General features: G+C 68.9%; 19 protein-coding genes and 1 pseudogene. 9 read left to right on the top strand and 11 right to left on the bottom strand.

What is annotated here, in order from left to right:
* The 4 genes and pseudogenes from ABZS54_RS15315 to ABZS54_RS15330 all read right to left on the bottom strand — a co-directional run.
* Positions 1-303 (bottom strand): annotated as a pseudogene (locus ABZS54_RS15315) (protease); the annotation flags it as partial.
* Positions 304-459: 156 nt separating this feature from the next.
* Positions 460-1671: an exodeoxyribonuclease VII large subunit gene (gene xseA / locus ABZS54_RS15320; RefSeq protein ID WP_355534971.1), complete on the bottom strand. Its 1212-nt coding sequence runs from the start codon at positions 1669-1671 to the stop codon at positions 460-462.
* Positions 1672-1801: 130 nt separating this feature from the next.
* Complete coding sequence (locus ABZS54_RS15325) at positions 1802-4258, bottom strand: SpoIIE family protein phosphatase (protein WP_355534973.1); 2457 nt, start codon at positions 4256-4258, stop codon at positions 1802-1804.
* Between the two features lie 24 nt (positions 4259-4282).
* Positions 4283-4783 carry a (deoxy)nucleoside triphosphate pyrophosphohydrolase gene (locus tag ABZS54_RS15330; RefSeq protein ID WP_355534975.1) on the bottom strand — a complete coding sequence of 167 codons (501 nt, stop codon included), beginning with the start codon at positions 4781-4783 and terminating at the stop codon, positions 4283-4285.
* 133 nt (positions 4784-4916) lie between these two features.
* On the opposite strand from ABZS54_RS15330, the gene ABZS54_RS15335 reads away from it, so the two are divergent.
* A complete protein-coding gene (locus tag ABZS54_RS15335; RefSeq protein WP_355534977.1) occupies positions 4917-5954 on the top strand; it encodes a PHB depolymerase family esterase in 1038 nt (345 codons plus the stop codon).
* A 217-nt stretch (positions 5955-6171) separates the two neighbouring features.
* A complete protein-coding gene (locus tag ABZS54_RS15340) occupies positions 6172-7125 on the top strand; it encodes a 4-hydroxy-3-methylbut-2-enyl diphosphate reductase (RefSeq protein WP_355534979.1) in 954 nt (317 codons plus the stop codon).
* A 138-nt stretch (positions 7126-7263) separates the two neighbouring features.
* Here ABZS54_RS15340 and ABZS54_RS15345 read toward each other — a convergent pair whose 3' ends face one another.
* Both ABZS54_RS15345 and ABZS54_RS15350 read right to left on the bottom strand, forming a co-directional pair.
* Positions 7264-7647 (bottom strand): DUF6542 domain-containing protein, encoded by a 384-nt coding sequence (locus tag ABZS54_RS15345; RefSeq protein WP_355534981.1) that lies wholly within the window; start codon positions 7645-7647, stop codon positions 7264-7266.
* Positions 7648-8183: 536 nt separating this feature from the next.
* Positions 8184-8726, bottom strand: coding sequence for a hypothetical protein (locus ABZS54_RS15350; protein WP_355534983.1), 543 nt, complete (start codon positions 8724-8726; stop codon positions 8184-8186).
* A 135-nt stretch (positions 8727-8861) separates the two neighbouring features.
* Between ABZS54_RS15350 and ychF the strand changes: the two genes are divergently transcribed.
* Positions 8862-9935, top strand: coding sequence for a redox-regulated ATPase YchF (ychF, locus tag ABZS54_RS15355; RefSeq protein WP_355534985.1), 1074 nt, complete (start codon positions 8862-8864; stop codon positions 9933-9935).
* 263 nt (positions 9936-10198) lie between these two features.
* Positions 10199-10693 (top strand): HIT family protein, encoded by a 495-nt coding sequence (locus tag ABZS54_RS15360; protein WP_355534987.1) that lies wholly within the window; start codon positions 10199-10201, stop codon positions 10691-10693.
* A gap of 105 nt (positions 10694-10798) precedes the next feature.
* On the opposite strand, the gene ABZS54_RS15365 is transcribed toward ABZS54_RS15360, so the two are convergent.
* From ABZS54_RS15365 to ABZS54_RS15385, 5 genes are all read right to left on the bottom strand, one after another.
* Complete coding sequence (locus ABZS54_RS15365; RefSeq protein WP_355534989.1) at positions 10799-11557, bottom strand: succinate dehydrogenase/fumarate reductase iron-sulfur subunit; 759 nt, start codon at positions 11555-11557, stop codon at positions 10799-10801.
* A complete protein-coding gene (locus ABZS54_RS15370) occupies positions 11557-13485 on the bottom strand; it encodes a fumarate reductase/succinate dehydrogenase flavoprotein subunit (RefSeq protein ID WP_355534991.1) in 1929 nt (642 codons plus the stop codon). Before ABZS54_RS15370 ends, ABZS54_RS15365 begins: the two co-directional genes overlap by 1 nt.
* Positions 13486-13566: 81 nt before the next feature.
* A complete protein-coding gene (locus ABZS54_RS15375; RefSeq protein ID WP_355534993.1) occupies positions 13567-14388 on the bottom strand; it encodes a hypothetical protein in 822 nt (273 codons plus the stop codon).
* Positions 14389-14392: 4 nt separating this feature from the next.
* Positions 14393-14716 (bottom strand): hypothetical protein, encoded by a 324-nt coding sequence (locus ABZS54_RS15380; RefSeq protein WP_355534994.1) that lies wholly within the window; start codon positions 14714-14716, stop codon positions 14393-14395.
* Positions 14717-14991: 275 nt separating this feature from the next.
* Positions 14992-15801 carry a hypothetical protein gene (locus ABZS54_RS15385; protein ID WP_355534996.1) on the bottom strand — a complete coding sequence of 270 codons (810 nt, stop codon included), beginning with the start codon at positions 15799-15801 and terminating at the stop codon, positions 14992-14994.
* Between the two features lie 201 nt (positions 15802-16002).
* Between ABZS54_RS15385 and typA the strand changes: the two genes are divergently transcribed.
* From typA to ABZS54_RS15410, 5 genes are all read left to right on the top strand, one after another.
* The gene (typA, locus tag ABZS54_RS15390; RefSeq protein ID WP_355534998.1) at positions 16003-17868 is read left to right on the top strand and encodes a translational GTPase TypA; all 1866 of its coding nucleotides are present in this window, start codon (positions 16003-16005) and stop codon (positions 17866-17868) included.
* 391 nt (positions 17869-18259) lie between these two features.
* Positions 18260-19237, top strand: a complete 978-nt coding sequence (locus ABZS54_RS15395; RefSeq protein ID WP_355535062.1) for an ABC transporter permease — start codon at positions 18260-18262, stop codon at positions 19235-19237.
* A gap of 132 nt (positions 19238-19369) precedes the next feature.
* Positions 19370-21133, top strand: coding sequence for an ABC transporter substrate-binding protein (locus ABZS54_RS15400; protein WP_355535000.1), 1764 nt, complete (start codon positions 19370-19372; stop codon positions 21131-21133).
* A 129-nt stretch (positions 21134-21262) separates the two neighbouring features.
* Positions 21263-22249: an ABC transporter permease gene (locus ABZS54_RS15405; protein WP_355535002.1), complete on the top strand. Its 987-nt coding sequence runs from the start codon at positions 21263-21265 to the stop codon at positions 22247-22249.
* Positions 22250-22382: 133 nt separating this feature from the next.
* Complete coding sequence (locus ABZS54_RS15410) at positions 22383-23483, top strand: ABC transporter ATP-binding protein (RefSeq protein ID WP_355535064.1); 1101 nt, start codon at positions 22383-22385, stop codon at positions 23481-23483.
* Positions 23484-23487 lie beyond the last annotated feature (4 nt).

Consider the following 23487-nt stretch of genomic DNA (forward strand, 5'->3'; position numbering starts at 1 on the left):
GCCGGTCCGGGCCGCGGTCGCCTCCGCGCGGGCGAGCCGGCGGGCGGGGGCCGGGTTGCCCGCGGCGAACTTGCGATCGTATTGCCGGGCCCGCTGCTCGGCCGCGAGCGCGTGCTCACGCACCTCGGTCGACGTGCCCGGTGGCCCGTCGGGCGGCAACGGATCCCTGGGCGCGACGTAGTTGACGTAGGAGTCGGCGGCTGACGGATTCCACCGCGCGGGCGAGTCGTCGGCGGCGGCCACGGAGGACGTGGCGACGCCGGTGAGCAACAACGCGGACGCGGCGAGCAGATGACGCAACACACGCGCAAACTAAGCCGTTTTCACCGCCGATCGGGTGAGACATCACTGCTTGTCATACGAACGGGTCAATAATCCGGATGTGTGAGGGTGACGGCGCGGCCGGCGCACGCCTGGGGTTGATCGGTCGCGCCTGGGGTTGATCGGTCCTTGGATCGATCAGTCCTTCGGGACGACCACCTCGAAGCGTCCGGCCGCCACGCGGGCGGTCAGCCGATCGCCGGCCGCCACCTCCGCGGGATCGCGGACCGCGTGCCCGTCCGCCCGCTGCAACACCGCGTAGCCGCGCTCCAGGGTGGCCGCGGGGGAGAGCGCGACGACCCGCGCGCGCGTGTGCGTGAGGTCGCTCGCGGCGCGGTCCAGAAGGTGCCGCAGGGTGCGCCGGGAACGATCCACGAGCCCGGCCACCTCCTCCGACCGCAGGTCCACCATGCGCTGCGGATCGGCCAACACCGGCCGTGAACGGGCGGCCCGCAGGCCCTGGTACTCCCGATCGAGCCGAGCCCGCAGCGCGAGCCGCCCGCGATCGCGCACCTGGTGCACCCGATGCAACTCCTCGCGGATGTCCGGCACGATCCGCTTCGCGGCGTCGGTGGGCGTGGACGCCCGATAGTCGGCCACCAGGTCCAGCAGCGGCGAATCCGGCTCGTGCCCGATCGCGCTCACCACCGGCGTCGTGCACGCGAAGACGACCCGCACCAACTCCTCGCTGGAGAACGGCAGCAGGTCCTCCACGCTGCCGCCGCCCCGGGCCACCACGATCAGGTCGACGTCCGGGTCGGTGTCCAACTCGCGGATCGCCGCGACCACCTGGGATACCGCGCTCACTCCCTGCACCGCGACGTTGCGCACTGCGAACCGCACGGCCGGCCAACGCCGCCTGGCGTTCTCCAACACGTCCCGTTCGGCGGCCGAGGCACGCCCACAGATCAACCCGACCCGGTGCGGCAGAAACGGCAGCGGCTGTTTGTGCCGCGGATCGAACAGCCCCTCGGCGGTGAGCGCCCGCTTGAGCTGCTCCAACCGCGCCAACAACTCGCCGATCCCCACCGGCCGAATCTCCGCGGCCCGCAACGACAACGTCCCGCGCGCCCGGTACCAGTCCGCCTTCGCGTGCACGACCACCCGCGAGCCCTCGGTCACGATGTCCCCGACCGCGTCGAACACCTTCCGATAGCAGGTCACCGAGATCGACACGTCCTGCTCGGCATCGCGCAGCGTCATGAACACCACCCCGGCCCCGGGCCGCCGACTGAGCTGGGTGATCTGCCCCTCGACCCACACATCCCCGAGCCGATCGATCCACCCCCCGATCAACCGAGAAATCTCCGCCACGGGCAGGGGCGCATCGGCAGAAGTGGTGAGAGCCATCCCCAGAGGCTAACCGCCCGACCGACCGACGAGAGCAGTCCGGGCCGGGGCCGCGCATCGAAGCCGCCGCGGCGGGGCGCTTCCCCGCCGTGTGGTCGGCGCCCTCGGACGACGAATCCCGGCTCGACCTCTACTCCGGCAGCGGGAGTTCGAACCAGACCGTCTTGCCGTGGCCGGACTTTCGGCTGCCCCAGCGTTCGGCGAGTTGGTTGACCAGTTGGAGGCCGCGGCCCCCCTCGTCGGTGTCCTCGGTCTCGCGCATCCGCGGGAGCGTGGTGCCCGCGTCGGCGACCTCGCACAGGAGCGCCCGGCCGCGCAGCATGCGGAGCCGGATCGGGCCGGCGCCGTACCGGAGCGCGTTCGTGACCAGTTCGCTGACCAGCAGCTCGGTGATGTCGACCAGGGCGTCCAGGCCCCACTCGGTGAGGGTCTTGCGGCTCAGTTCGCGGGCGCGGGAGACCACGGCGGGTTCGGCCGGCAGCCACCAGGACGCCACCGAGTCCTCGGCGAGCGCGTCCAGGCGGGCCACGAGCAGGGCCACGTCGTCGAAGCCGGGCTCCTCGTGGACGTCGGCGAGGATCTTGTCGGCGAGATGCCCGAGCGGGCCCGGCGGCCCCGCCACCGCATCGCACAGCAGGTCGATGCCCACGTCGAGGGAGCGGTCCCGGGTCTCCACCAGGCCGTCGGTGTACAGCACCAGCGTGCTGCCCGACTCGACCGTGAAATCGCCCTGCTCGAAGCCGAGACCGCCCACCCCCAGGACCGTGCCGGGCGGGTTGTCGATCACGCGCGGCCGGCCGCCCGCCGGTGCCAGCACCGGCGGCATGTGGCCCGCGCTGGCGAACTCGCAGGTGCGTGCAACCGGGTCGTAGACCACATAGACACACGTCGCGTAGTGGAGTTCGCCGAGCCCCACCACGATGTCGTCCAGGTGCCCGAGCACCTCGGCCGGCGGCAGTTCCAGGCCCGCGAGCGTGCGTACCGCGGTGCGCAGTTGGCCCATCACCGCCGCCGCGTGCACGCCGTGCCCCATCACGTCGCCGACCACGAGCCCGATCCGGCCGCCCGACAGCGGGATCACGTCGTACCAGTCGCCGCCCACCTCGGTCACCGAGCTGCCCGGCAGGTATCGGTGCGCGACCGAGATGCCCGGCAACTCCGGCAGGTTCTGCGGCAGCAGGCTGCGCTGGAGCATCACCGCGGTCTCCCGCTGGCGGTGGTACAGCCGAGCGTTGTCCACCGACACCGCCGCTCGCGCGCCCAATTCGGTGGCGAGCGTGAGGTCGTCCGGGTCGAAGGCGGGCCGGCCCTCGCCGCGCCCGAGCAGCATCGTGCCGAGCACCACCCCGCGGGCGCTGAGCGGGACCACGATCATCGTGTGCAGGCCCAGCGCCCGGGCGGCCTCGGCCCGGCCGGGGTCGTGGATCAGCTCGTCGTACATGTCGTCCTGCACGTTGCGCATCAGGTACGAGCCGCCCGTGCGCAGACAGCGGCCGAACGTCGAGTCGGCCGCGTACACCAGGGTGCTGCCCTGGTGGAGCAGTTCGTCGGTGTACCGCCCCGGGCGTGCGCCGCGCGAGGCGACCCGTTGCAGGCGGGCCTTCTCGGCGTGTGCGCCGGGTGGGATCTCCTCGCCCCGGACGATCGCCTCCAGCAGGTCCACGGCGGCCAGGTCGGCGAAGCCGGGCACCACCGACGCGGTCAGCTCCTCGGCGATCCGGGGGACGTCCAAGGTGGCGCCGAGCCGGGTGCCGGCCTCGTTGAGCAGCGCGAGCCGCTTGCGCGCGGCATCCACCTTGACCATCGCGTAGTGCCGCTCGGTCACGTCGATCAGCGAGCAGCTGATGCCCAGGATCCGGCCGCCGGGCGCCTCGAGGCGGTTGTACGACATCGACCACACGGTGCGCGGGCTGCCGTCGGTGGGGATCGGGCCGAAGATCCGAGAGTCGACCACGGGCTCGCCGGTCTCCAGGACACGCTGTTGGATCGTGCGCACCCGCTCGGTGTCCATCCCGGGACGAACCTCTTCGAGCCGGCGCCCGATGTGTTCCTCGGCGGGCGTCCGGTTGATCGCGGCGAGCGCGTCGTTGACCGCGACGTAGCGCAGGTCGGCGTCGAAGATGCCCACCCCGATCGGTGACTGGTCGAACAGCGCCTCGCGGATCGCCAGGTCGGCCTCGACCTTGCGCACCACCGTCGAGTCCATCGAGGTGATCAGGACGAAGCGGTTCCCGGCCAGGTCCTCGGCGAATGCCGCGCGCGATTCGACCGTGCACATCGTGCCGTCGCCGCGGCGCATCGTGTACGAGCCGGCGAAGACGTCCGCGTCCGCGACCGCCTGCTGGGTGGCCGCCTCCTGCGCGGCGGTGAACGGCGGATGCACCAGGTCGACCGCGTGGGCCCCGAGGATGTCCTCGCGCCGGTAGCCGAACAGCTGCTCGGCGGCCGCGCTCCACATCACGATCCGGCCGTCGGCGTCAAGCACCCACGTGGCCGACGGCACGAGGTCGAACAGGGAGCCGGGCGCCGAGGATCGCCGGGCCGCGTCCCCCGGATTCCGGTCGGCTTCTCGGCGCTGCTGCTCCATCGACGGCGGATCCCTTTGTCGCTGCTACTCCGGACCGTTTTCCCGGTTGATCACTTTCTCAAGCCCGGCCCCCGGGTACGGCCGAGCCGCCCCCGGGTGCGCCATCGGCTGCCGTGCGTTTCGCGCGTCGTGCCCGCCCAACTCGATCGCGACCAGTTCCGCCGCCGGGCGATCCGGTGCCAGCCACGCCAGCCCGGGCACCTCGTCCGGGCCCAGCCAGCGCAGCGCCGAGTGGTCCTGGAGCGCCTGCGGCTCGCCCGCGACCAGGTCGGCGAGCCACACGTGCAATACGTATCCCCGAGCGAGCGGCCACGCCCCGGGCAGCCGGCGGACCGGTCGCACGGTCGCGCCGAGTTCCTCGTGGCACTCGCGCACCAGCGCGGCGGACTCGCTTTCGCCGGGTTCGACCTTGCCGCCGGGGAACTCCCACCCACCCGCCAACTCGGCAGGCGCGCTGCGGCACGCGGCCAGTACGCGCCCTCGATGGAGGATCGCGGCGCCGACGACGATGCGGGTCCCGGTCATGGCGGACAACTCTACGTGCCGAGCGGTCGCCGCATGAGGCAACCTTTGACGGTTCGCGAACGTCGGAGTTCGGGGACGTGTTCCCGAAATGAACCGGATCCGGACCCGGATCGCCGAACGAGGTGGGGTGGCTGTGGCGGGATTCCGGTGCGCGGGCCTGCGAGTGGGTCGGATGCTCGCGGTGTTCGCCGCGGTCGCCGCGGTGCTCGCGGTGTTCGCGTTGGCCCGACTGACCGCCCACCAGACCGGCCCGGCCGCCACCGCCGGATCCTCCGCCGCGGACACCGGGTGCAATGGGCGGGACCGGCAGGGATGGGTGACCGTCCCGGTGTCCTTCTCCGGCGAGACGTACCGGGTCCAGGCGTACGTCCCGCAGAGCTACGACGGCGCGGCCCCGCGCCCGCTGGTGCTCAACCTGCACGGCAGCAACAGCACCGGCCCGGCGCAGATGGCGATCACCGGTCTGGGTGCTTCCGCCGAACGCCACGGCTTCGTCGTCGCGGTCCCGGAAGGCGGCCTGAGTCATCCCGGTTCGGCCGGCGGGCGGGCCTGGAACATCCCCGGCGTGCCGCTGTACGGCGGACACCCGGCCGCGGTCGGCGGCCGGGACGAGGTCGGCTTCGTCGGCGCCACGCTGGACGCGCTGGACCGCTCGTTGTGCCTGGACGATCGCCGCGTGTACGCGACCGGGTTCTCCGGCGGCGCCCGGATGACCTCGCTGCTCGGCTGCACGCTCAGTCGGCGGCTAGCGGCGATCGCCCCGGTCGCGGGCCTGCGTGCGGACGGCACCGACGGCGCCCGGCCGGCGCCGTGCCGTGCGATCCGACCGGTCCCGGTGCTGACCTTCCACGGCCTGGCCGACCAGGCGAACCCCTACGAGGGCGGGATCGCGTCGCGCTGGACCTACCCGGTGACCGATGCGGTGCGGCGCTGGGCCGCGATCGACGACTGCCCGAGCACGCCGGTGCGCACGCGCGTGTCCCGGCACGTCGAGCGCACCGCGTACACCGGCTGCGCGGGCGGCGCGGCGGTGATCCTGTACACGCAGTCCGACGCGGGGCACACCTGGCCGGGCGCGGCGGGCACCGAGGTGCCCGGGTTCGGCCGGATCAACCAGGAGGTCTCGGCCAATGAACTGATGTGGGCGTTCTTCTCCAAGTACACGCTCTGACCCCACGTACCCCCCGATCGTCCAGGACAGGTGCCGGGTCCGGCGGCACAGGTGCACGAACGAGCACGCGCCGAGCAGGAACACCTCGGTGGATCTTGGGGGCCGGGACCCGAGGGGCGCGACGCATCGAGGATCGGCTCCGACAAAGGGCCCTATTACGCGCGCTTTGCCGCGCGGACGCAGGTGGATCACCCGGGGCCGCCCGTACGATGGACCCATGTCGTCAACCAGCCGCGTCCTGCTCGCCGCCCCCCGGGGGTACTGCGCGGGCGTCGACCGAGCCGTCGAGACCGTCGAGAAGGCCCTCGATCTGTACGGTGCGCCGGTGTACGTGCGCAAGCAGATCGTGCACAACAAATACGTCGTCGAGACGCTGGAGAAGCGCGGCGCGATCTTCGTGGACGAGACCGCGGAGGTGCCCGAGGGTGCCACGGTCGTCTTCTCCGCCCACGGTGTGGCTCCCGTGGTGCACGAGGAGGCGGCGGCCCGTTCGCTGCGCACGATCGACGCCACGTGCCCGCTTGTGACCAAGGTGCACAAGGAGGCCGTGCGCTTCGCCGAGGAGGGCTACGACATCCTGCTGATCGGCCACGAGGGGCACGAGGAGGTGATCGGCACCGCCGGTGAGGCGCCCGATCACATCCACCTGGTGGACGGCCCCGAGGGCGTCGCGAACGTCGAGGTGCGCGACCCGTCGAAGGTGGCCTGGCTCTCCCAGACCACGCTGTCCGTGGACGAGACCGTCGCCACGGTCAAGGAGCTGCGCAAGAAGCTCCCGCTGCTGATCGACCCGCCAAGCGACGACATCTGCTACGCGACGCAGAACCGCCAGGTCGCGGTGAAGCAGATCGCCGCCGAGTCGGACCTGGTGATCGTGGTCGGCTCGACCAACTCGTCCAACTCGGTGCGTCTGGTCGAGGTCGCGCTGGAGGCGGGCGCCCGGGCGTCGTACCTGGTCGACTACGCGGAAGAGCTGAAGGACGAGTGGCTGGAGGGGGTCGGCACGGTCGGCGTCACCTCCGGTGCGTCGGTGCCCGAGGTGCTCGTGGACGGCGTGCTCGCGTGGCTGGCCGAGCGTGGTTTCGGCGACGTGCACATCCACCGGTCGGTCGAGGAACGGCTGCAGTTCGCGCTGCCGCAGGAGCTGCGCCGGGATCTGCGCAACGCCTGAGCGGCGGGCGCGCTCGTGCCCGGTGCCGGGTGGAAAAGGTGCCGGGCAAAAACGTCGCCGGATCGAGGAACCGTGGTGCGGGGGCCTGTCCGGGAAAACGGACAGGCCCTGCGGCGTTGTGGGCGGGCCCCACCCGGGTCAGAGGTGGTCGGCCGCTCGGCGCTTGATCAGGACGACGATGCCGGCCAGGGCCGTACCGCCCCACAGCAGGCCCGCCTTGAAGGACAGCGCTGTGATCAGGTCCAGGCCCACCCGGGTGAGGTAGCTCTCCTGGGTGTCGGTGCCCAGGAGTGTGCTCACGAGCACGACGGTCGCGGCGAACGCGATCGGGGGCGTGATGATCGCGGCGATCCAGTTCCGGGCGCGCACCTTCCAGGCCACGAACACCGAGCTGATCAGGAACGCGAGCCCGAACACGAAGCCCAGTTCGTCGGTCGCCAAGTGGTCGACGAGGCCGCCGAGCAGCGTGCCGCCGAGGCCGAACACGGCCGCACCCGCGGCGGTGAGGCCGCTGCCGGACATCCGGAATCCGCCCGGTGCGCCGTTCGCCCGCCGCGGCGGGACCGGCCGGCGTGGTCGGGCCTGTGCTCGGGCCGGGGAGCTCCCGGTCCGGTTCCGAGCCGGCTCGCGGCCGGTACCCGGCGTCGTGGGCGGCGGGGTGGACGGGTCGGGTCGACGGCGCATGGTTTCACCTCGTCCCGGTGCCGGCACGGGAGGCCGTTTCGGTGGGTTCCGGGTCGGAACGGGACGCGCTCCCGTTCGGCTGCGCTGTTCCATTGACCCAAGGTATTGCCGCATCACGGTCAAACCCGTCCAAGAACACGAAAAACCTCACCCCACCCGTGTCGAGCCGGCCGCCCGGTCGCCGCTCACCTCGTCTTCGACCGATCCGTTCCTGCCCCGATTTCTCGGGGTTCACCAGGGAGGACGCTTGTTCGGGCGGGATTGGTGGCGGTCGCGGGCGAGTAATTCGGGCCGACCGGTGCTCGGCGCGCCGCCGGCGCGGTGGTCGTGGCCGTGGCGGGGCGTGGCCGGGTCGGTCGGGTCGGGGGTCGGGGTCACACCTGGATGCCGCTTTCCACCAGGTCCACCGTGCGGACCACCTCGTCGGTGCTCAGCACCTGGACCGGGATGCCACGCGGCGCGGCGTATCGACGCAGGTCCACGGCCAGGTAGGGCAACATCCCCTGGTCCAGGAAGTTGATCGTGTGCTGCTTGCGGCCGCCGGCACGCATCGCGCAGCGCACGATCGCGTAGCACGGGGTGTCCCCGCTGCCGACCTTCAGCTTGGCCTCGACCGAGGAGATCTCCTCCCAGCGCAGGCCGCGGGTGCGGAACAGGCCGTGGAAGACCAGACCGTTGGGCCCGATCGACAACTTTCGGTACTGGTAGAGCGCGAAGCCGAGGAGGACGAAGAGGCTGAGCCCGCCGTAGAGCGCGAAGGCCACGACGGTCGGCAGCCCGAGGTCGGCCACGTCGAACAGGCCGAGCGCGATCGGGACGAACGCGGTGAGCAACAGGATCCGCATGGGCTTGGACTCCCACAGGACGCCGTCCACCAGCTGCCTGCGGTTGTGGTTGGTGTTCGAGGTGCGGCTCATCGATGTCCCCGTCGTTGAGTGGCCGACGTACGAAACCAGGGATGCTACTGGCCACAGGCCACCACCTACACTTTCCGCAGGCGCTTGTATGTCCGCAGCGCGCCACATCGATCGCCGAGAAGCCAGGGAATCCAGTTGTCGCTCACCATCGGAATCGTCGGCCTGCCCAACGTCGGCAAGTCGACGCTCTTCAACGCCCTGACCAAGAACGACGTGCTCGCGGCGAACTACCCGTTCGCGACCATCGAGCCGAACGTGGGCGTGGTGGGCGTGCCGGACCCGCGTCTGGACACGTTGGCCGAGATCTTCGGCTCGGCCAAGAAGATCCCGGCCACGGTCGACTTCGTGGACATCGCCGGCATCGTGCGCGGCGCCTCCGAGGGTGAGGGCCTGGGCAACAAGTTCCTCGCCAACATTCGCGAGTCGGACGCGATCTGCCAGGTCATCCGGGTCTTCAACGACCCGGACGTGGTGCACGTCGACGGCAAGATCTCGCCGGTCGACGACAAGGAGATCATCGAGACCGAGCTGATCCTGGCCGACCTGCAGACGATCGAGAAGGTCCTGCCGCGACTCCAGAAGGACTCGCGCCTGCAGAAGGACAAGATCGCGGTGGCCGCCGCCGTGGAGAAGGCCAAGGAGGTGCTGGAGGCGGGCACCACGGTCTTCGCCGCCGGCCTCGATCCGGAGCCGCTGCGCGAGCTGCACCTGCTCACCGCCAAGCCGTTCCTGTACGTCTTCAATGTCGACGAGGACGAGCTGGTCAACGAGGAGCTCAAGGCCGAGCTGCGCGAGCTGGTCGCGCCGGCCGAGGCGATCTTCCTGGACGCCAAGATCGAGTCCGAGCTGATCGAGTTGGACGAGGCCGAGGCCCTGGAGCTGCTGCAGAGCCTGGGCCAGGAGGAATCCGGCCTGTCGATCCTGGCCCGGGTCGGCTTCGACACCCTGGGCCTGCAGACCTACCTGACGGCCGGCCCCAAGGAGGCCCGCGCCTGGACGGTGGCCAAGGGCGCCACCGCCCCCGAGGCCGCCGGCGTGATCCACACCGACTTCCAGCGCGGCTTCATCAAGGCCGAGGTGATCGGCTTCGACGACCTGGTCGAAACCGGCAGCCGCGCCGAGGCCCGCACCAAGGGCAAGGCCCGCATGGAGGGCAAGGACTACATCATGCAGGACGGCGACGTGGTGGAGTTCCGCTTCAACGTGTGAGCGGATGAAAGAACACCACGTCGCTCACGTGGCAAACATGCAGCTCGGAAGGGGTCGACTCGGTCACGGGTCGACCCCTTGCCGAAACGACGGTTCCGCAGGTCGCAGCTCTGCGCGCTCGATATCGCCGACTCTCGGACGGCGTCTTTGCGGCTGGGACACGAGCGCGGTGCCCGCTTACGGCGCCGACAGTTGCACCTGTCGTTCTTCGATTCCCCGCCGCCACGAAGAGCGTTTGTCCTGCCGAGCGAGGAGGTCGACCCATGGAGCCGAGTGGGACCGGTTGTCACTCCTGCGATCAGGAGACGCGGTTCGGCGAGTTGCCGTCGCGGGAGCGGATTGCGTTCGATGCGTGGTGGCGGGTGGCGCACGCGTTCGACAGTGCGTTGCCGGGGTGGCTGGTGCTGGTTCCGCGGCGGCACGTCGTGTCGATCGCGGAGTTGACCGGGGACGAGGCGGGTGCGCTCGGGACCTGGCAGGCCGCGCTCGCGCGGGCGCTGCGCGAGGTGACCGGGTGCACGAAGACCTACGTGGCCCAGTTCGCCGAGCGTGAGGGGTTCGCGCACGTGCACTTCCACATCGTGCCGCGACCGCCCGACCTGGCGGCGGAGCTGCGTGGGCCGGGCGTGTTCGCGATGCTCGGGCGCCCGGAGGGCGAGCGGGTCCCGGCCGAGCGTATGGACACGTTGGCCGACGCCCTGCGTGCCGCTTTGGGCGCGGCCCCGAGCCGACCGACGATTTCCGGCCGGCCCGCGTGACCGGCCGCCTCGCCCGGCCCGTCGCCCTCACCGCGGCCGCCCCAACCACCGCCGCCTCCGACAAGCGGCCCCCGACCCCCTTCGAGCCGCGGGGCCGCCTCCCCGTCAGTCCCCGGACCCCCGCCGCCGGATCTTGTTGCCCAGCCACACCAGCGGGTCGTACTTGCGGTCCGCCACCCGCTCCTTCATCGGAATCAGTGCGTTGTCGGTGATGTGGATGTGCTCCGGGCACACGTCCGTACAACATTTGGTGATGTTGCACAGACCCAGGCCGTGCTCCTCCTGGGCGGCCTTCTGCCGGTCCGCGACGTCCAGGGGGTGCATGTCCAGCTCGGCGATCCGCATCAGGAAACGTGGCCCGGAGAAGGCCGCCTTGTTGTCCTCGAAGTCACGGATGACGTGGCAGGTGTTCTGGCACAGGAAGCACTCGATGCATTTGCGGAACTCCTGCGAACGTTCGACGTCGACCTGCTGCATCCGGTACTCGCCCGGTTTCAGGTCCGCCGGCGGCGTGAACGAGGGCACCTGCCGCGCCTTGGCGTAGTTGAACGACACGTCGGTGACCAGGTCGCGGATCACCGGGAACGTGCGCATCGGGGTGACCGTGACCACCTCCTCCGGCGCGAACGTGCTCATCCGCGTCATACACAGCAGCCGGGGGCGGCCGTTGATCTCGGCGCTGCACGAACCACACTTGCCCGCCTTGCAGTTCCAGCGCACCGCGAGATCCGGGGCCTGAGTGGCCTGGAGACGGTGGATGATGTCGAGGACGACCTCGCCCTCGTTCACCTCGACCTTGAAGTCGCGCAGCTCGCCGCCGTCGACATCGCCGCGCCAGATGCGAAAGTCAGCCTTGTAGGACATCAGCCGTCCTCCCCGGGAAGTTCTGCGTCGGTCAGGTACTTCTTCAGCTCGTCGCGCTCGAAGAGTTCGAGCAAGTCGGCGCGCATCGGTACGGCCTCGCTCCGGGTCAGGGTCACGGACAGGTGCTCCGCGTCCGGGTCGACGATCGAGCACGCCAGTACCACCCGACGCCACTGGGCCGACATCGCCGGGAAGTCGTCACGGGTGTGCCCGCCGCGGCTTTCTTGGCGCTCCAACGCCGAGCGCGCCACGCACTCGCAGACCAGCAGCATGTTTCGCAGGTCCAGGGCCAGGTGCCAGCCCGGGTTGTACTGCCGATGGCCCTCCACGCCGGCCTTGGCCGCGCGGGCCTTGAGCTCGTCGAGGCGGGTCAGCGCCTCGGCCATCTCGCCCTCCCGGCGGATGATGCCGACCAGGTCGTTCATGGTCTGCTGGAGCTCCTGGTGGACCGTGTACGGGTTCTCCGCGCTCTCCACGGCGAACGGCGCCAACGCCTCGGCGGCGGCCGCGTCGATCTGCTCCCGGGCCGCCTCGCGCCGCTCCTCGCCGAGCGCCTCGGCATAGCGCGCCGCGTGCTCGCCTGCGCGTCGGCCGAACACCAGCAGGTCGGACAGCGAGTTGCCGCCGAGCCGATTGCTGCCGTGCATGCCACCGGCGACCTCACCGGCCGCGTACAGGCCCAGCACGCCCGGCGTCGCCGCGGTGTCCGGGTCCACCGCGATCCCGCCCATCACGTAGTGGCAGGTGGGCCCGACCTCCATCGCCTCGGTGGTGATGTCCACGTCGGCCAGTTCCTTGAACTGGTGGTACATCGACGGCAGTTTGCGGCGGATCTCCTCGGTGCCGCCCGCCATCCGGCCGACCACGGTCAGGAACACCCCGCCGTGCGGCGAGCCGCGGCCCGCCTTGACCTCGGAGTTGATCGCGCGCGCCACCTCGTCCCGGGGCAGCAGCTCGGGCGGGCGCTTGTTGTTCTCCTGGTCGGTGTACCAACGATCGCCCTCGGCCTCGGACTTGGCGTACTTCTCCTTGAACACGTCCGGGATGTAGTCGAACATGAACCGCTTGCCCTCGGAGTTGAGCAACACTCCGCCGTCGCCGCGCACCGACTCGGTGACCAGGATGCCCTTTACCGACGGCGGCCAGACCATGCCGGTGGGGTGGAACTGGACGAACTCCATGTTGATCAGCGGCGCCCCCGCGAGCAACGCGAGGGACTGCCCGTCGCCGGTGTACTCCCACGAGTTCGAGGTCACCTTGAAGCCCTTGCCGATGCCGCCCGTGGCGAGCACGACGGCCGGCGCGTCGAAGACGGTGAAGCGGCCCGACTCGCGCCAGTAGCCGAATGCGCCGGTGATCCGGTTGCCGGTGTCGGAACCGGCGTCCGGGACGGTCAACAGGCGGGTGATCGTGCACTCCTGAAAGACCTTCAGCCGGGCCTCGGGGTCGCCGAACTCGCGCTCGTCCTGTTGTTGCAGGGCGACGATCTGCTGCTGGAGGGTGCGGATCAGTTCCAACCCGGTACGGTCGCCGACGTGCGCCAGGCGCGGGTACTCGTGGCCGCCGAAGTTGCGCTGGCTGATCCGACCGTCCGCGGTGCGATCGAACAGCGCGCCCCAGGACTCCAACTCCCAGACCCGGTCCGGGGCTTCCTTGGCGTGCAGCTCGGCCATCCGCCAGTGGTTGAGGAACTTTCCGCCACGCATCGTGTCGCGGAAGTGCACCTTCCAGCTGTCCTGCGAGTTCACGTTGCCCATCGAGGCGGCGATTCCGCCCTCGGCCATCACCGTGTGGGCCTTGCCGAACAGCGACTTGCAGACGACGGCGGTGCGCAGGCCGCGCATGCGGGCCTCGATCGCGGCCCGCAACCCGGCGCCGCCCGCGCCGATCACGACTACGTCGTACGAATGACGTTCCACTTCGGACACGAGGGCAACTCCTGTACTGGGCTGGGCATGTGTACTGAGTCGGGCAGGTGCGGTGGGTCCGGGGCCGGGGCGAGCCGGTGCTCAGAAGAAGCGGGGGTCGTCGAAGGCGTTGCTCGCGACCAGGTACACGTACAGATCGGCCAGCGCGACGCTGAACAGCGAGGCCCAGGCCAGTTCCATGTGCCGACCGTTGAGCCTGCTGACGAAGCCCCAGAAGCGGTAGCGCACCGGGTGCTTGGAGAAGTGCTTGAGCTTGCCGCCGACGATGTGCCGACACGAGTGGCAGGAGAGCGTGTACGCCCAGATCAGCAGCACGTTCGCGAGCAGCACCAGGGTGCCGAGTCCCATGTGCCCCCAGGCGCCGTGCTCGTCGCGGAACGCGATCAGCACGTCCCAGGACAGGATCACCGCCACCACGGTGGCGAAGTAGAAGAAGTAGCGGTGGATGTTCTGCATGATCAGCGGGAACCGGGTCTCGCCCGAGTACCTGCCGCGCGGCTCGGGGACCGCGCACGCCGACGGCGATGCCCAGAAGCCCCGGTAGTAGGCCTTGCGGTAGTAGTAGCAGGTCAGCCGGAAGCCCAGCGGGAAGATCAGGATCAGCAGGGCCGGGGACAACCCCCACCAGTCGCCGAACAGCGGCGCGTTCGCGCTCATCGGCATGCTGTCGCACTTGGACGCCAGACACGGCGAGTAGAACGGCGACACGTACGGCTCGGCGAAGTAGTCGTCGTTCGCGAACGCGCGCCAGGTCGAGTAGACGATGAAGGCGGACAGGATGGCCACCGTCACCGCCGGCGAGAGCCACCAGCGGTCCGTGCGCAGATGCCGGGCCTGGATCCGGGCCCGGCCGGGCGCGTTGGTGCCGGTACCGCCGGCGGGTCCCGTCGTCCCTGTAGCCAAGACGTCACCTTCCTGTCCGGCGGGACGGACGCATGCCGCCCACGCCTTCGTCGTCCGCGTCCGCGAAGAGGATCGGGTCGTAGGGCAGGTCGGACATCACTTCGGTCGGCGTCGGGACGGGAGCGACCACCGGTTCGCTCTCGGCGACCGTCTCGGCCAGGAAGCCGAGACTGGTCCGCGCCCGTTCCACGTCGTCGCCGAGTCTGCGGACGCCGTACGTGTCGCCGAGCGTGCGGCGCAGAGCGCGCACCGCGCGTGTCAGATCGTCGAGCCTGCGCCTGGCCTGGGCCAGGTCCTCGTGCGCCCGAGTCGTCAAGATCGCGCTCACCTCCTGCTTTTCCGGCGCCACGTCGTCGGGGGCCGGGGGATGGGGATGGTGTTGCGGACTTGCCATTGATTCCCGAGGTGGGAACGTCGGCAGTCTGGCGCGAACGATCAATCGATGGAAAGTGTTTCGCGGATCTGGTGGGTCACAGATCGGAAAAACATGATCACCGATACAAAGATCACCGGAAATTCGATCTTGATGGATCAAGATCGAATTTCCGGTGATCAGGACGAACGGGGTTTCAATTCGTGGCGATGCTCGGTGAAAGTCGAGGTTTAACGATCTTCCGAGCGCAATGTGGCGGCCGGACTGGATTCCACCCGGGTGCGGGTCGCGGCGATGCGCGGGCGGCCGGGAAGAACGCCTTCCGCTTCGACGAGCGCCGCGCGGGCGGCGGTGATGTCGCCTGCGGCGCACACGCACAGCGCGAAAGTACACAATGCGTCGGCGTGCCCCGCACGAGACGAGCGCTTTTCGGCCGCGACAAGGCGTTTGGCGGCCCGTACCGCCTTCGTCGCGTTTCCGTGCAGCACCATCAGCAGCGGCTCGTCGTCCTCGGCCTCGAGGCGGATGGTCGCACCCGACGGGTGCCGGTAGGAGTCGTCGGGTTTGCGCAGTGCCTCCTCGGCGGCGGCCAGGTTGTCCGCGAGCGGCACCGTGCCCATGATCAGCGCCTGCACCATCACCTCGCCGAACAGCGCGCGGGCGGTGTCCCACGCGGGGTGACTCGGGCCGATCCGGTCCAGGTAGGCCCGGGCGACCGCCGCCGCGGCCGCGTCGTCGGCGTGTGCCTCCAGCGACTGGACTCGCGCGAAAGTGCGATAGGGCTCACTTTCGGGGCCCTCGGGGATGAGATCGGCCAATTGTTCGACCATTGCTACATCCCCGTCGCGATACGCCTCGGTGGCCCGCTCGTAGAGCAGCCGGGCCCGCCCCGTCGGGGTGCCCTGATCGGACGGCGGGGGCGTCGCGTCGGCCCCCATATCGGGCGAAACAGGTCCAAAGGACCCGTCCGGTCGGTCGGCGGCCCGCCGGGACCACCGCTTGCGGATGCGCTCGTTGAAGGACTCGCCAGACTCGCTCACACCTACGGATTCTGCCCTGTGGGGCCCTCGAACGGCGGCCGGCGGGCGCCGGCACCGAGCGGGGGACGCTCCTCCCCGTACGATTGACCTTGGCGCCGAGGAGGCAGGCCGGTTCGCGCGATGCCCATCGCGCGGCTGAGGAGGCTCGCGGTCGCCGGCCCGTCCGTAGCATCCCCGACTGAAGCCGAGAGACACGCAGCCGTGCCCACGCGCCATGACATCCGCAACGTCGCCATCGTCGCCCACGTCGACCACGGCAAGACCACCCTCGTCGACGCCATGCTGAAGCAGGCGGGCACGTTCAGTGCCCACCACCAGATGGACGATCGGGTGATGGACTCCAACGACCTGGAGCGCGAGAAGGGCATCACCATTCTCGCGAAGAACACCGCCGTCGCCTATCACCCGAAGGACGGTGGCCCCACGGTCACCATCAACATCATCGACACACCCGGCCACGCCGACTTCGGCGGAGAGGTGGAGCGCGGCCTGTCGATGGTGGACGGCGTCGTGCTGCTCGTCGACGCTTCGGAAGGCCCGCTTCCGCAGACCCGCTTCGTGCTCCGCAAGGCGCTCGCGGCGAAGATGCCGGTCATCCTGTGCATCAACAAGGTCGACCGTCCCGACTCGCGCATCTCCGAGGTCGTCGACGAGACCTACGAGCTGTTCATGGACCTGGACGCGACCGAGGAGCAGATCGAGTTCCCGATCGTCTACGCGTGCGCGCGGGACGGTGTGGCCACCCTCGTGCGTCCCACGGACGGCACCGTGCCGACCGACAGCGACAGCCTGGAGCCGTTCTTCCAGGCCATCCTGGACTCCATCCCGGCTCCGGAGTACGACGAGGGCGCACCGCTCCAGGCGCACGTGACCAACCTGGACGCGTCCAACTTCCTCGGCCGGATCGCACTGTGCCGCGTACACCAGGGCACCATCCGCAAGGGCCAGCAGGCCGCCTGGTGCCGGCACGACGGGACCATCGAGCGGGTCAAGATCACCGAGCTGCTGATGACCGACCAGCTCGAGCGCAAGCCCGCCGAGGAGGCCGGCCCCGGTGACATCATCGCCATCGCCGGCATCCCGGAGATCATGATCGGCGACACCATCGCCGACCCCGAGGACCCGCGTCCGCTGCCGCTGATCACCGTGGACGAGCCCGCGATCTCGATGACCATCGGTACCAACACCTCGCCGCTGGTCGGCAAGGGCGGCAAGGGCCACAAGGTCACCGCCCGCCTGGTGAAGGACCGCCTCGAGCGCGAACTGGTCGGCAACGTGTCGCTGCGCGTGCTGCCGACCGAGCGTCCCGACACGTGGGAGGTCCAGGGCCGCGGCGAGCTCGCGCTGGCGATCCTGGTCGAGACCATGCGCCGGGAGGGCTTCGAGCTCACCGTGGGCAAGCCGCAGGTGGTCACCCGCGAGGTGGGCGGCAAGATCCACGAGCCGGTCGAGCGACTGACCATCGACTCGCCCGAGGAGTACCTCGGCGCGATCACCCAGCTCCTGGCATCCCGCAAGGGCCGCATGGAGACCATGACCAACCACGGCACCGGCTGGATCCGGATGGAGTTCGTGGTGCCCGCGCGCGGCCTGATCGGCTTCCGCACCGAGTTCCTCACGGACACCCGGGGCACCGGCATCGCGCACAGCGTGCACGAGGGCTACGAGCCGTGGTTCGGCGAGATCCGGACCCGCAACAACGGCTCGCTGGTCGCCGACCGCGCGGGTGTCGCGACGCCGTTCGCGATGATGAACCTGCAAGAGCGCGGCCAAATGTTCGTCGAGCCGACCACCGAGGTGTACGAGGGCATGATCGTCGGCGAGAACTCGCGCGCCGACGACATGGACGTCAACATCACCAAGGAGAAGAAGCTCACCAACATGCGCTCGTCGACCTCCGACGAGACCGAGAAGCTGATCCCGCCGCGCAGGCTCTCGCTGGAGCAGGCGCTGGAGTTCTGCCGCGAGGACGAGTGCATCGAGGTGACCCCGGAGACCGTGCGCATCCGCAAGGTCGTTCTCGATCAGAAGGAGCGTGGCCGCTCGGCCTCGCGCGCCAAGCGCTGATCGGTTGACGGTCGCCGTCGCGCGACCCGAGACGAGCCGGTGACCTGCGGTCGAACCCGCAGGTCACCGGCTTTTCGCATGCCGAGACCAAGTCGATATCTTTGCCCGGTTATATTCGTTATGTTGGCTATGTGAGCGAAATAATCGATCAATAATCGATCAACTCCGAAGTTCCAAAGAAACGCAAATGTTAATTACTTTCCGTTTCAAGGTTTACTCTGACTGCCTCTTGACGTCCGGGTAATTGGGTTGCGAGAGTCCGTGCGGCCACCAAACCAAACGGCACTCGGTCGAACCCGACCTCACCTCGGGGGTATTTGCGGCAATGACCATGCAACCCCAGCTGGTCCCGGAAGCGGGCGGACCCTCGGCTTCAGGGGAACCCGGCGCGATGCTCGACAAGACGGGCGTCGGCGCCGTACCGAAAGAGATAGTGGGGCGCTCGCCGAGCCAACTGGCCTGGCGGCGTTTCCGCAAGGATCGTATCGGTATGGTCTCGACGGCCATAGTTATTTTCTTTTTCGTGATCGCTTTTGCCGCGCCCTTGATCTCGAAGCTGTACGGAAAGAACCCGTACACGCGTTACGGCCAGACCGAGCCCGGGCTGCTCAACTCTCGCGGCTTCCCGATCGCGCCCAACGGCGGCATGTCCGGGGACTACTGGTTCGGCATCGAGCCGACGCTGGGTCGGGACGTGCTGACCCAGCTCGTCTACGGCATCCGGACGTCCCTGTTGCTCGCGATCATCGTGGTCCTGATCGTCACGATCACGGGCACCATCCTGGGGATCACGGCCGGCTACCTCGGCGGCCGGACCGACTATGTGATCAGTCGGGTCATCGACACCCTCCTGGCGATGCCCTCGCAGCTGTTCTTCATTGCCTTCACGCCGATCGCCCTCGCACTGTTCGTGAGCGACCGCGAGACCACGCCGGCCTGGCTGAGGGCCACGGCGCTGATCATCGTGCTGTCGATATTCGGCTGGACCCGGATCGCCCGCATCCTGCGTGGGCAGGTGCTGTCGATGCGTGAACGCGAGTTCATCGAAGCCGCCAAGATCAGCGGCGCGAGCTCCAAGCGGATCATCTTTCGCGAGCTCCTGCCCAATCTGTGGACCCCGATCCTGATCGTCGCGACGATCGAGGTGCCGACCTACGTCACCACCGAGGCCGCACTCTCCTTTCTCGGCGTCGGCATGACGGAGCCGACCCCCGACTGGGGCCGGATGATCCACAAGGGCTTCGAGAACATGCAGAGCGACGTCACGTACATGGCCTTCCCGGCCGCCGCGATGGTGCTCTTCGTGCTCGCCTTCAACCTCTTCGGCGACTCGGTTCGCGACGCGCTGGACCCCAAGGCCAACCGGTGACGGACAGCGGTCGCCCTCCGGGCCGACGCGCGTAAACCGCATCCCGTCGCGGCCTTCAAGTCTGCTTCTGGCACTTCCTGCACGCCGTAAGGCACAGCCGGGTGAACCCGGATTTCCTAACGAGGGGATTACATGAAAACGACGGGGAAGCACCGGTTCGCCGCGTTGCTCGCAGTGGGGGCCCTCGCGGCCTCGGCGTCCGCGTGCAGCAGCGGTGGCGGGGACGAGAAGGAAGAGCAGGGCAAGCCGCAGGCCAAGACCGCGGCGGTCTCCGTGGGTACGGCTGCGGACTCGAAGGGGCCCGCTCCCGAGATCCCCGGGGCCAAGAAGGGTGGGGTCGCCGGCGTCCTCAACCGAAGCGGCTTCTCCCACCTCGACCCGCAGCGCACGTATGTCAGCAACCTGATGACCATCTCCGAACTGGTCTCCCGGCGCCTGACCTTCTACAAGAAGGAGGGCGACAAGACCACGCTCGTCGGCGACTTGGCCACGGACCCGGGCAGCACCACCGACGGTGGCAAAACCTGGAAGTTCACCCTGAAGGACAACCTCAAGTACGAGGACGGCTCGCCGATCGTCGCGGCGGACGTCAAGTACGGAGTGGAACGTTCCTTCCACAAGCCCTACAACCAGGGCCCCAAGTGGGTGCAGCAGTGGCTCACCGGCACCGAGAACTACTTCGAGGCCTACGAAGGCCCGTTCAACGGCAAGGAGTTGGGCCCGGACAAGATCGAGGTGCCCGACGCGAAGACGATCATCTTCAAGTTGACCGAGGCGCACCCCGACTTCCCGTTCGCGGTCGCCATGGGTACCTCGTCGCCGATGCCCAAGGCCAAGGAGACCAAGGACGACAACGACCGCAAGCCGTTCGCGAGCGGTCCCTACAAGGTCACCTCGCACGAGCCGGACAAGTCTCTGGTGCTCGACAAGAACCCGAACTGGGACCCGGCCACCGACGCGATCCGGCACCAGTACGTGGACCAGTTCAAGTTCGAGCTCGGGGTCACGGCTCCGCAGCAGTTCCAGCGGCTGACCGCCGCGGCCGGCAGTGACGCCGCCGCGTTCACCCTCAACGAGCGCCCCGACGCCAACTTCGCGCAGCAGATCGCGACCGACCCGGCACTCAAGAACCGGGTCACCGACGCCGTGGGCCCGTACACGAACCGCTGGGACATCAACAACAAGCGGATCACCGACGTCAACGTGCGCAAGGCGATGCTGACCGCGTTCCCGCGCAACTCGGCCCGACTGGCCGAGGGCGGCCCGACCGCCGGCGACTTCGCGAACTCGCTCGCGTCGGTGACGCAGCTCGGCTTCGCGCCGTACAAGAGCCTGTTCGACGGTCTGCCGCCGGACGGTGACCAGGCCAAGGCCAAGCAGATGTTGGAAGCGGCGGGCAAGGTCGGCCAGAAGGTCGTCTTCTGCTTCACCACGTCCAAGACCCAGCAGGAGCGTGCGCTGCCCATCATCGACTCGCTGAACAAGGCGGGCTTCCAGATGGAGCGCAAGGAGATCTCCGACAAGGAGTACTACGACGTCATCGGCAAGTTGGACACTCCCTGCGACCTGTACTGGGCCGGCTGGGGCGCGGACTGGCCGACCGGTGCCACCGTCTACACCCCGGTCTTCGACGGTCGCAAGGTCACCGACGACGGTGAGAACTACTCGCAGTACAACAACCCGAGCGTGAACGCGGAGATCGACCGGATCCTCAAGATCACGGATGTGAACCAGCAGGCCGTCGAGTGGATGAAGCTGGACCAGAAGATCATGGAGGACGTGCCGACGATCCCGTACCTGTACCAGCGGCACCGTCTCGTCTACGGCCCGCAGATCGGTGGGGCCGGGCTGAACATCCACGGTGCGATCGACCTGCACAACATCTTCGTCAAGTAGTAGCCGTCAGCCCCTCTTCCGGTTGATCCGACGGTGAAGCGTTCGGTCCGGGACCCCGAGACGGGGTCCCGGACCGACGCGGCGGGACGGATCCACCCCCTGGGCACATCGCGGAGGAAGCCCGGCCTCATGCTTCGATTCCTGGTCCGTCGGCTGATCGGCGTAGTGGCGATCCTGCTCGTCGTCAGCGGCATCACCTTCTATCTCTTCTTCGCGGCCTCCGGCGCCGACGACGTCGTACGACTTTCGTGCGGTCGCAACTGCACCCCGGAGATGCGCGAAGTCGTCCGGCAGAACCTCGGCCTGGACAAATCCCTCATCGAACAGTTCTGGATCTTCATCTCGGGGATCTTCACCGGACGTACCATCGGTGACAACGTGTGCGACGCGCCGTGCCTGGGCTACTCGTTCGCCAACAACGAGAACGTCTTCGACAAGTTGGCCGACCGTTTCCCGGTGACCCTGTCGCTCGCGATCGGCGCGATCCTGCTGAGCATTACGATCGGCATCGGGATGGGCGTGTTGGCCGCGCTCAAGCGCGGCAAGACCACGGACAAGGTGGCCACCAGCGTTGCGCTGCTCAGTGGCTCCGCCCCGATCTACGTCCTGGGCCCGCTGTTCATCTACGTCTTCGTACAGCAACTCGGATGGCTCGACCGCCCGACGGACCCCCCATCGTTTTTCGGTGATCCCGGAGGATGGGCGTCCGCGTTGCTGCTGCCGTGGGTGTGTCTGATGACCATCCATATGGCGATGTACTGCCGCCTCACCAGATCCACGATGGTCGACGTGTTGTCCGAGGACTACGTCCGAACACTCAAGGCCAAGGGCCTGTCCGGGCGTAGCGTTTACCTCAAACACGCGTTCCGCGGCGCGCTCAGCCCGATCGTCACCGTGCTCGGCGTCGACATCGGCGTCTTGATGAGCGGCACGATCATCACCGAGTCCACTTTCAGCCTGCACGGTATCGGCATGCTCGCGGTGTCCTCGGTGGTCGACTCCGACCTGCCGATGATGATGGGCGTGGTGATGGTCGCGGCCACCTTCACGATGCTCGCGAACCTCGCGGTGGACATGGCCTATGTGGCCATCGACCCCCGGGTGCGGCTGTCATGACGGGCGGCCCGCGATGAGACTGCGCCGCGGCGCTGCCACGAGCCCCGCCCCATCCGAAGCGTCCACCAAGCCCACCACCGCCGCGACATCCACGGATGCCACGGTCTCCGACGAACAGGCCCAGGAGCAGGACATGGCCGCCGGCACCGACACCACCGACGGCACCGCGAGTCTGGTCAAGCAGCGGGATTCGAGCCCGTCCGGCGACCGGCCCGACGCGTTCTTGTCGGTCCGCGACCTACAGGTCCACTTCACCACCGAGGACGGCGTGGTCAAGGCCGTCGACGGGTTGTCCTTCGACGTCGAGAAGGGTCGCACGCTCGGCATCGTCGGCGAGTCCGGATCGGGTAAGTCGGTCTCCTCGCTGACCATCCTGGGGCTGCACAACCGCGAGCGGACCAGGATCGAGGGCGAGATCCGGTTCGACGGCCACGAGTTGGTCAGGATGCCCGAGCGCAAGCTGCGCGACCTGCGCGGGCGACGGATCTCGATGATCTTCCAGGACCCGCTGACTGCGCTGTCGCCGTTCTACACGGTCGGCGAGCAGATCGCCGAGTCCTACCGCCGGCATACGGGCGCCAATCGGCATGACGCGCACGCGCGGGCCATCGAGATGCTGGACCGGGTCGGGATCCCCAATCCCAAGACCCGCGTGAACGACTATCCGCACCACTTCTCCGGTGGTATGCGCCAGCGCGCGATGATCGCGATGTCCCTGGTCTGCGACCCCGACCTGCTGATCGCCGACGAGCCGACGACCGCGCTCGACGTGACGGTCCAGGCGCAGATCCTCGATCTGTTGCGGGACCTCCAGGACGAGTTCGGCACCGCGATCCTGTTCATCACGCACGACCTCGGCGTGATCGCGTCGATGGCGCACGACGTGCTGGTGATGTACGCGGGGCGCAGCGTGGAGAGGGGCACCGTGCGCGAGGTGCTGAAGAACCCCCGGCACCCGTACACGTGGGGGTTGCTGTCCTCGATGCCCAACCTGTCGGGCGACGTCGACATCCCGCTGCGGCCGGTGCGCGGCACCCCGCCGAGCCTGCTGGCGCCGCCCTCGGGCTGCCCGTTCCACCCGCGGTGCGACTACGTCGACGCGGTGGGTGGCGATCGGTGCTCGACCGAGCGCCCGCCGCTCGCCCTGGTGGACGGCCGAGGTGCCGCGTGCCACCTGAGCGCCGAGGACAAGCAGCGGATCTTCATCGACGACGTCCGTCCGCTGCTGGGCTGACCGC

The sequence above is a fragment of the Embleya sp. NPDC005575 genome (assembly GCF_040605455.1).
In the GTDB taxonomy this organism is placed as follows: Bacteria; Actinomycetota; Actinomycetes; order Streptomycetales; family Streptomycetaceae; genus Embleya.

Bases quoted from the DNA above. Each gene is read 5' to 3' on its own strand.
- xseA (WP_355534971.1), bottom strand. From the start codon at position 1,671: ATGGCTCTCACCACTTCTGCCGATGCGCCCCTGCCCGTGGCGGAGATT.
- ABZS54_RS15325 (WP_355534973.1), bottom strand. From the start codon at position 4,258: ATGGAGCAGCAGCGCCGAGAAGCCGACCGGAATCCGGGGGACGCGGCC.
- ABZS54_RS15330 (WP_355534975.1), bottom strand. From the start codon at position 4,783: ATGACCGGGACCCGCATCGTCGTCGGCGCCGCGATCCTCCATCGAGGG.
- ABZS54_RS15340 (WP_355534979.1), top strand. From the start codon at position 6,172: ATGTCGTCAACCAGCCGCGTCCTGCTCGCCGCCCCCCGGGGGTACTGC.
- ABZS54_RS15345 (WP_355534981.1), bottom strand. From the start codon at position 7,647: ATGTCCGGCAGCGGCCTCACCGCCGCGGGTGCGGCCGTGTTCGGCCTC.
- ABZS54_RS15350 (WP_355534983.1), bottom strand. From the start codon at position 8,726: ATGAGCCGCACCTCGAACACCAACCACAACCGCAGGCAGCTGGTGGAC.
- ABZS54_RS15360 (WP_355534987.1), top strand. From the start codon at position 10,199: ATGGAGCCGAGTGGGACCGGTTGTCACTCCTGCGATCAGGAGACGCGG.
- ABZS54_RS15365 (WP_355534989.1), bottom strand. From the start codon at position 11,557: ATGTCCTACAAGGCTGACTTTCGCATCTGGCGCGGCGATGTCGACGGC.
- ABZS54_RS15395 (WP_355535062.1), top strand. From the start codon at position 18,260: ATGCTCGACAAGACGGGCGTCGGCGCCGTACCGAAAGAGATAGTGGGG.
- ABZS54_RS15400 (WP_355535000.1), top strand. From the start codon at position 19,370: ATGAAAACGACGGGGAAGCACCGGTTCGCCGCGTTGCTCGCAGTGGGG.
- ABZS54_RS15405 (WP_355535002.1), top strand. From the start codon at position 21,263: ATGCTTCGATTCCTGGTCCGTCGGCTGATCGGCGTAGTGGCGATCCTG.
- ABZS54_RS15410 (WP_355535064.1), top strand. From the start codon at position 22,383: ATGGCCGCCGGCACCGACACCACCGACGGCACCGCGAGTCTGGTCAAG.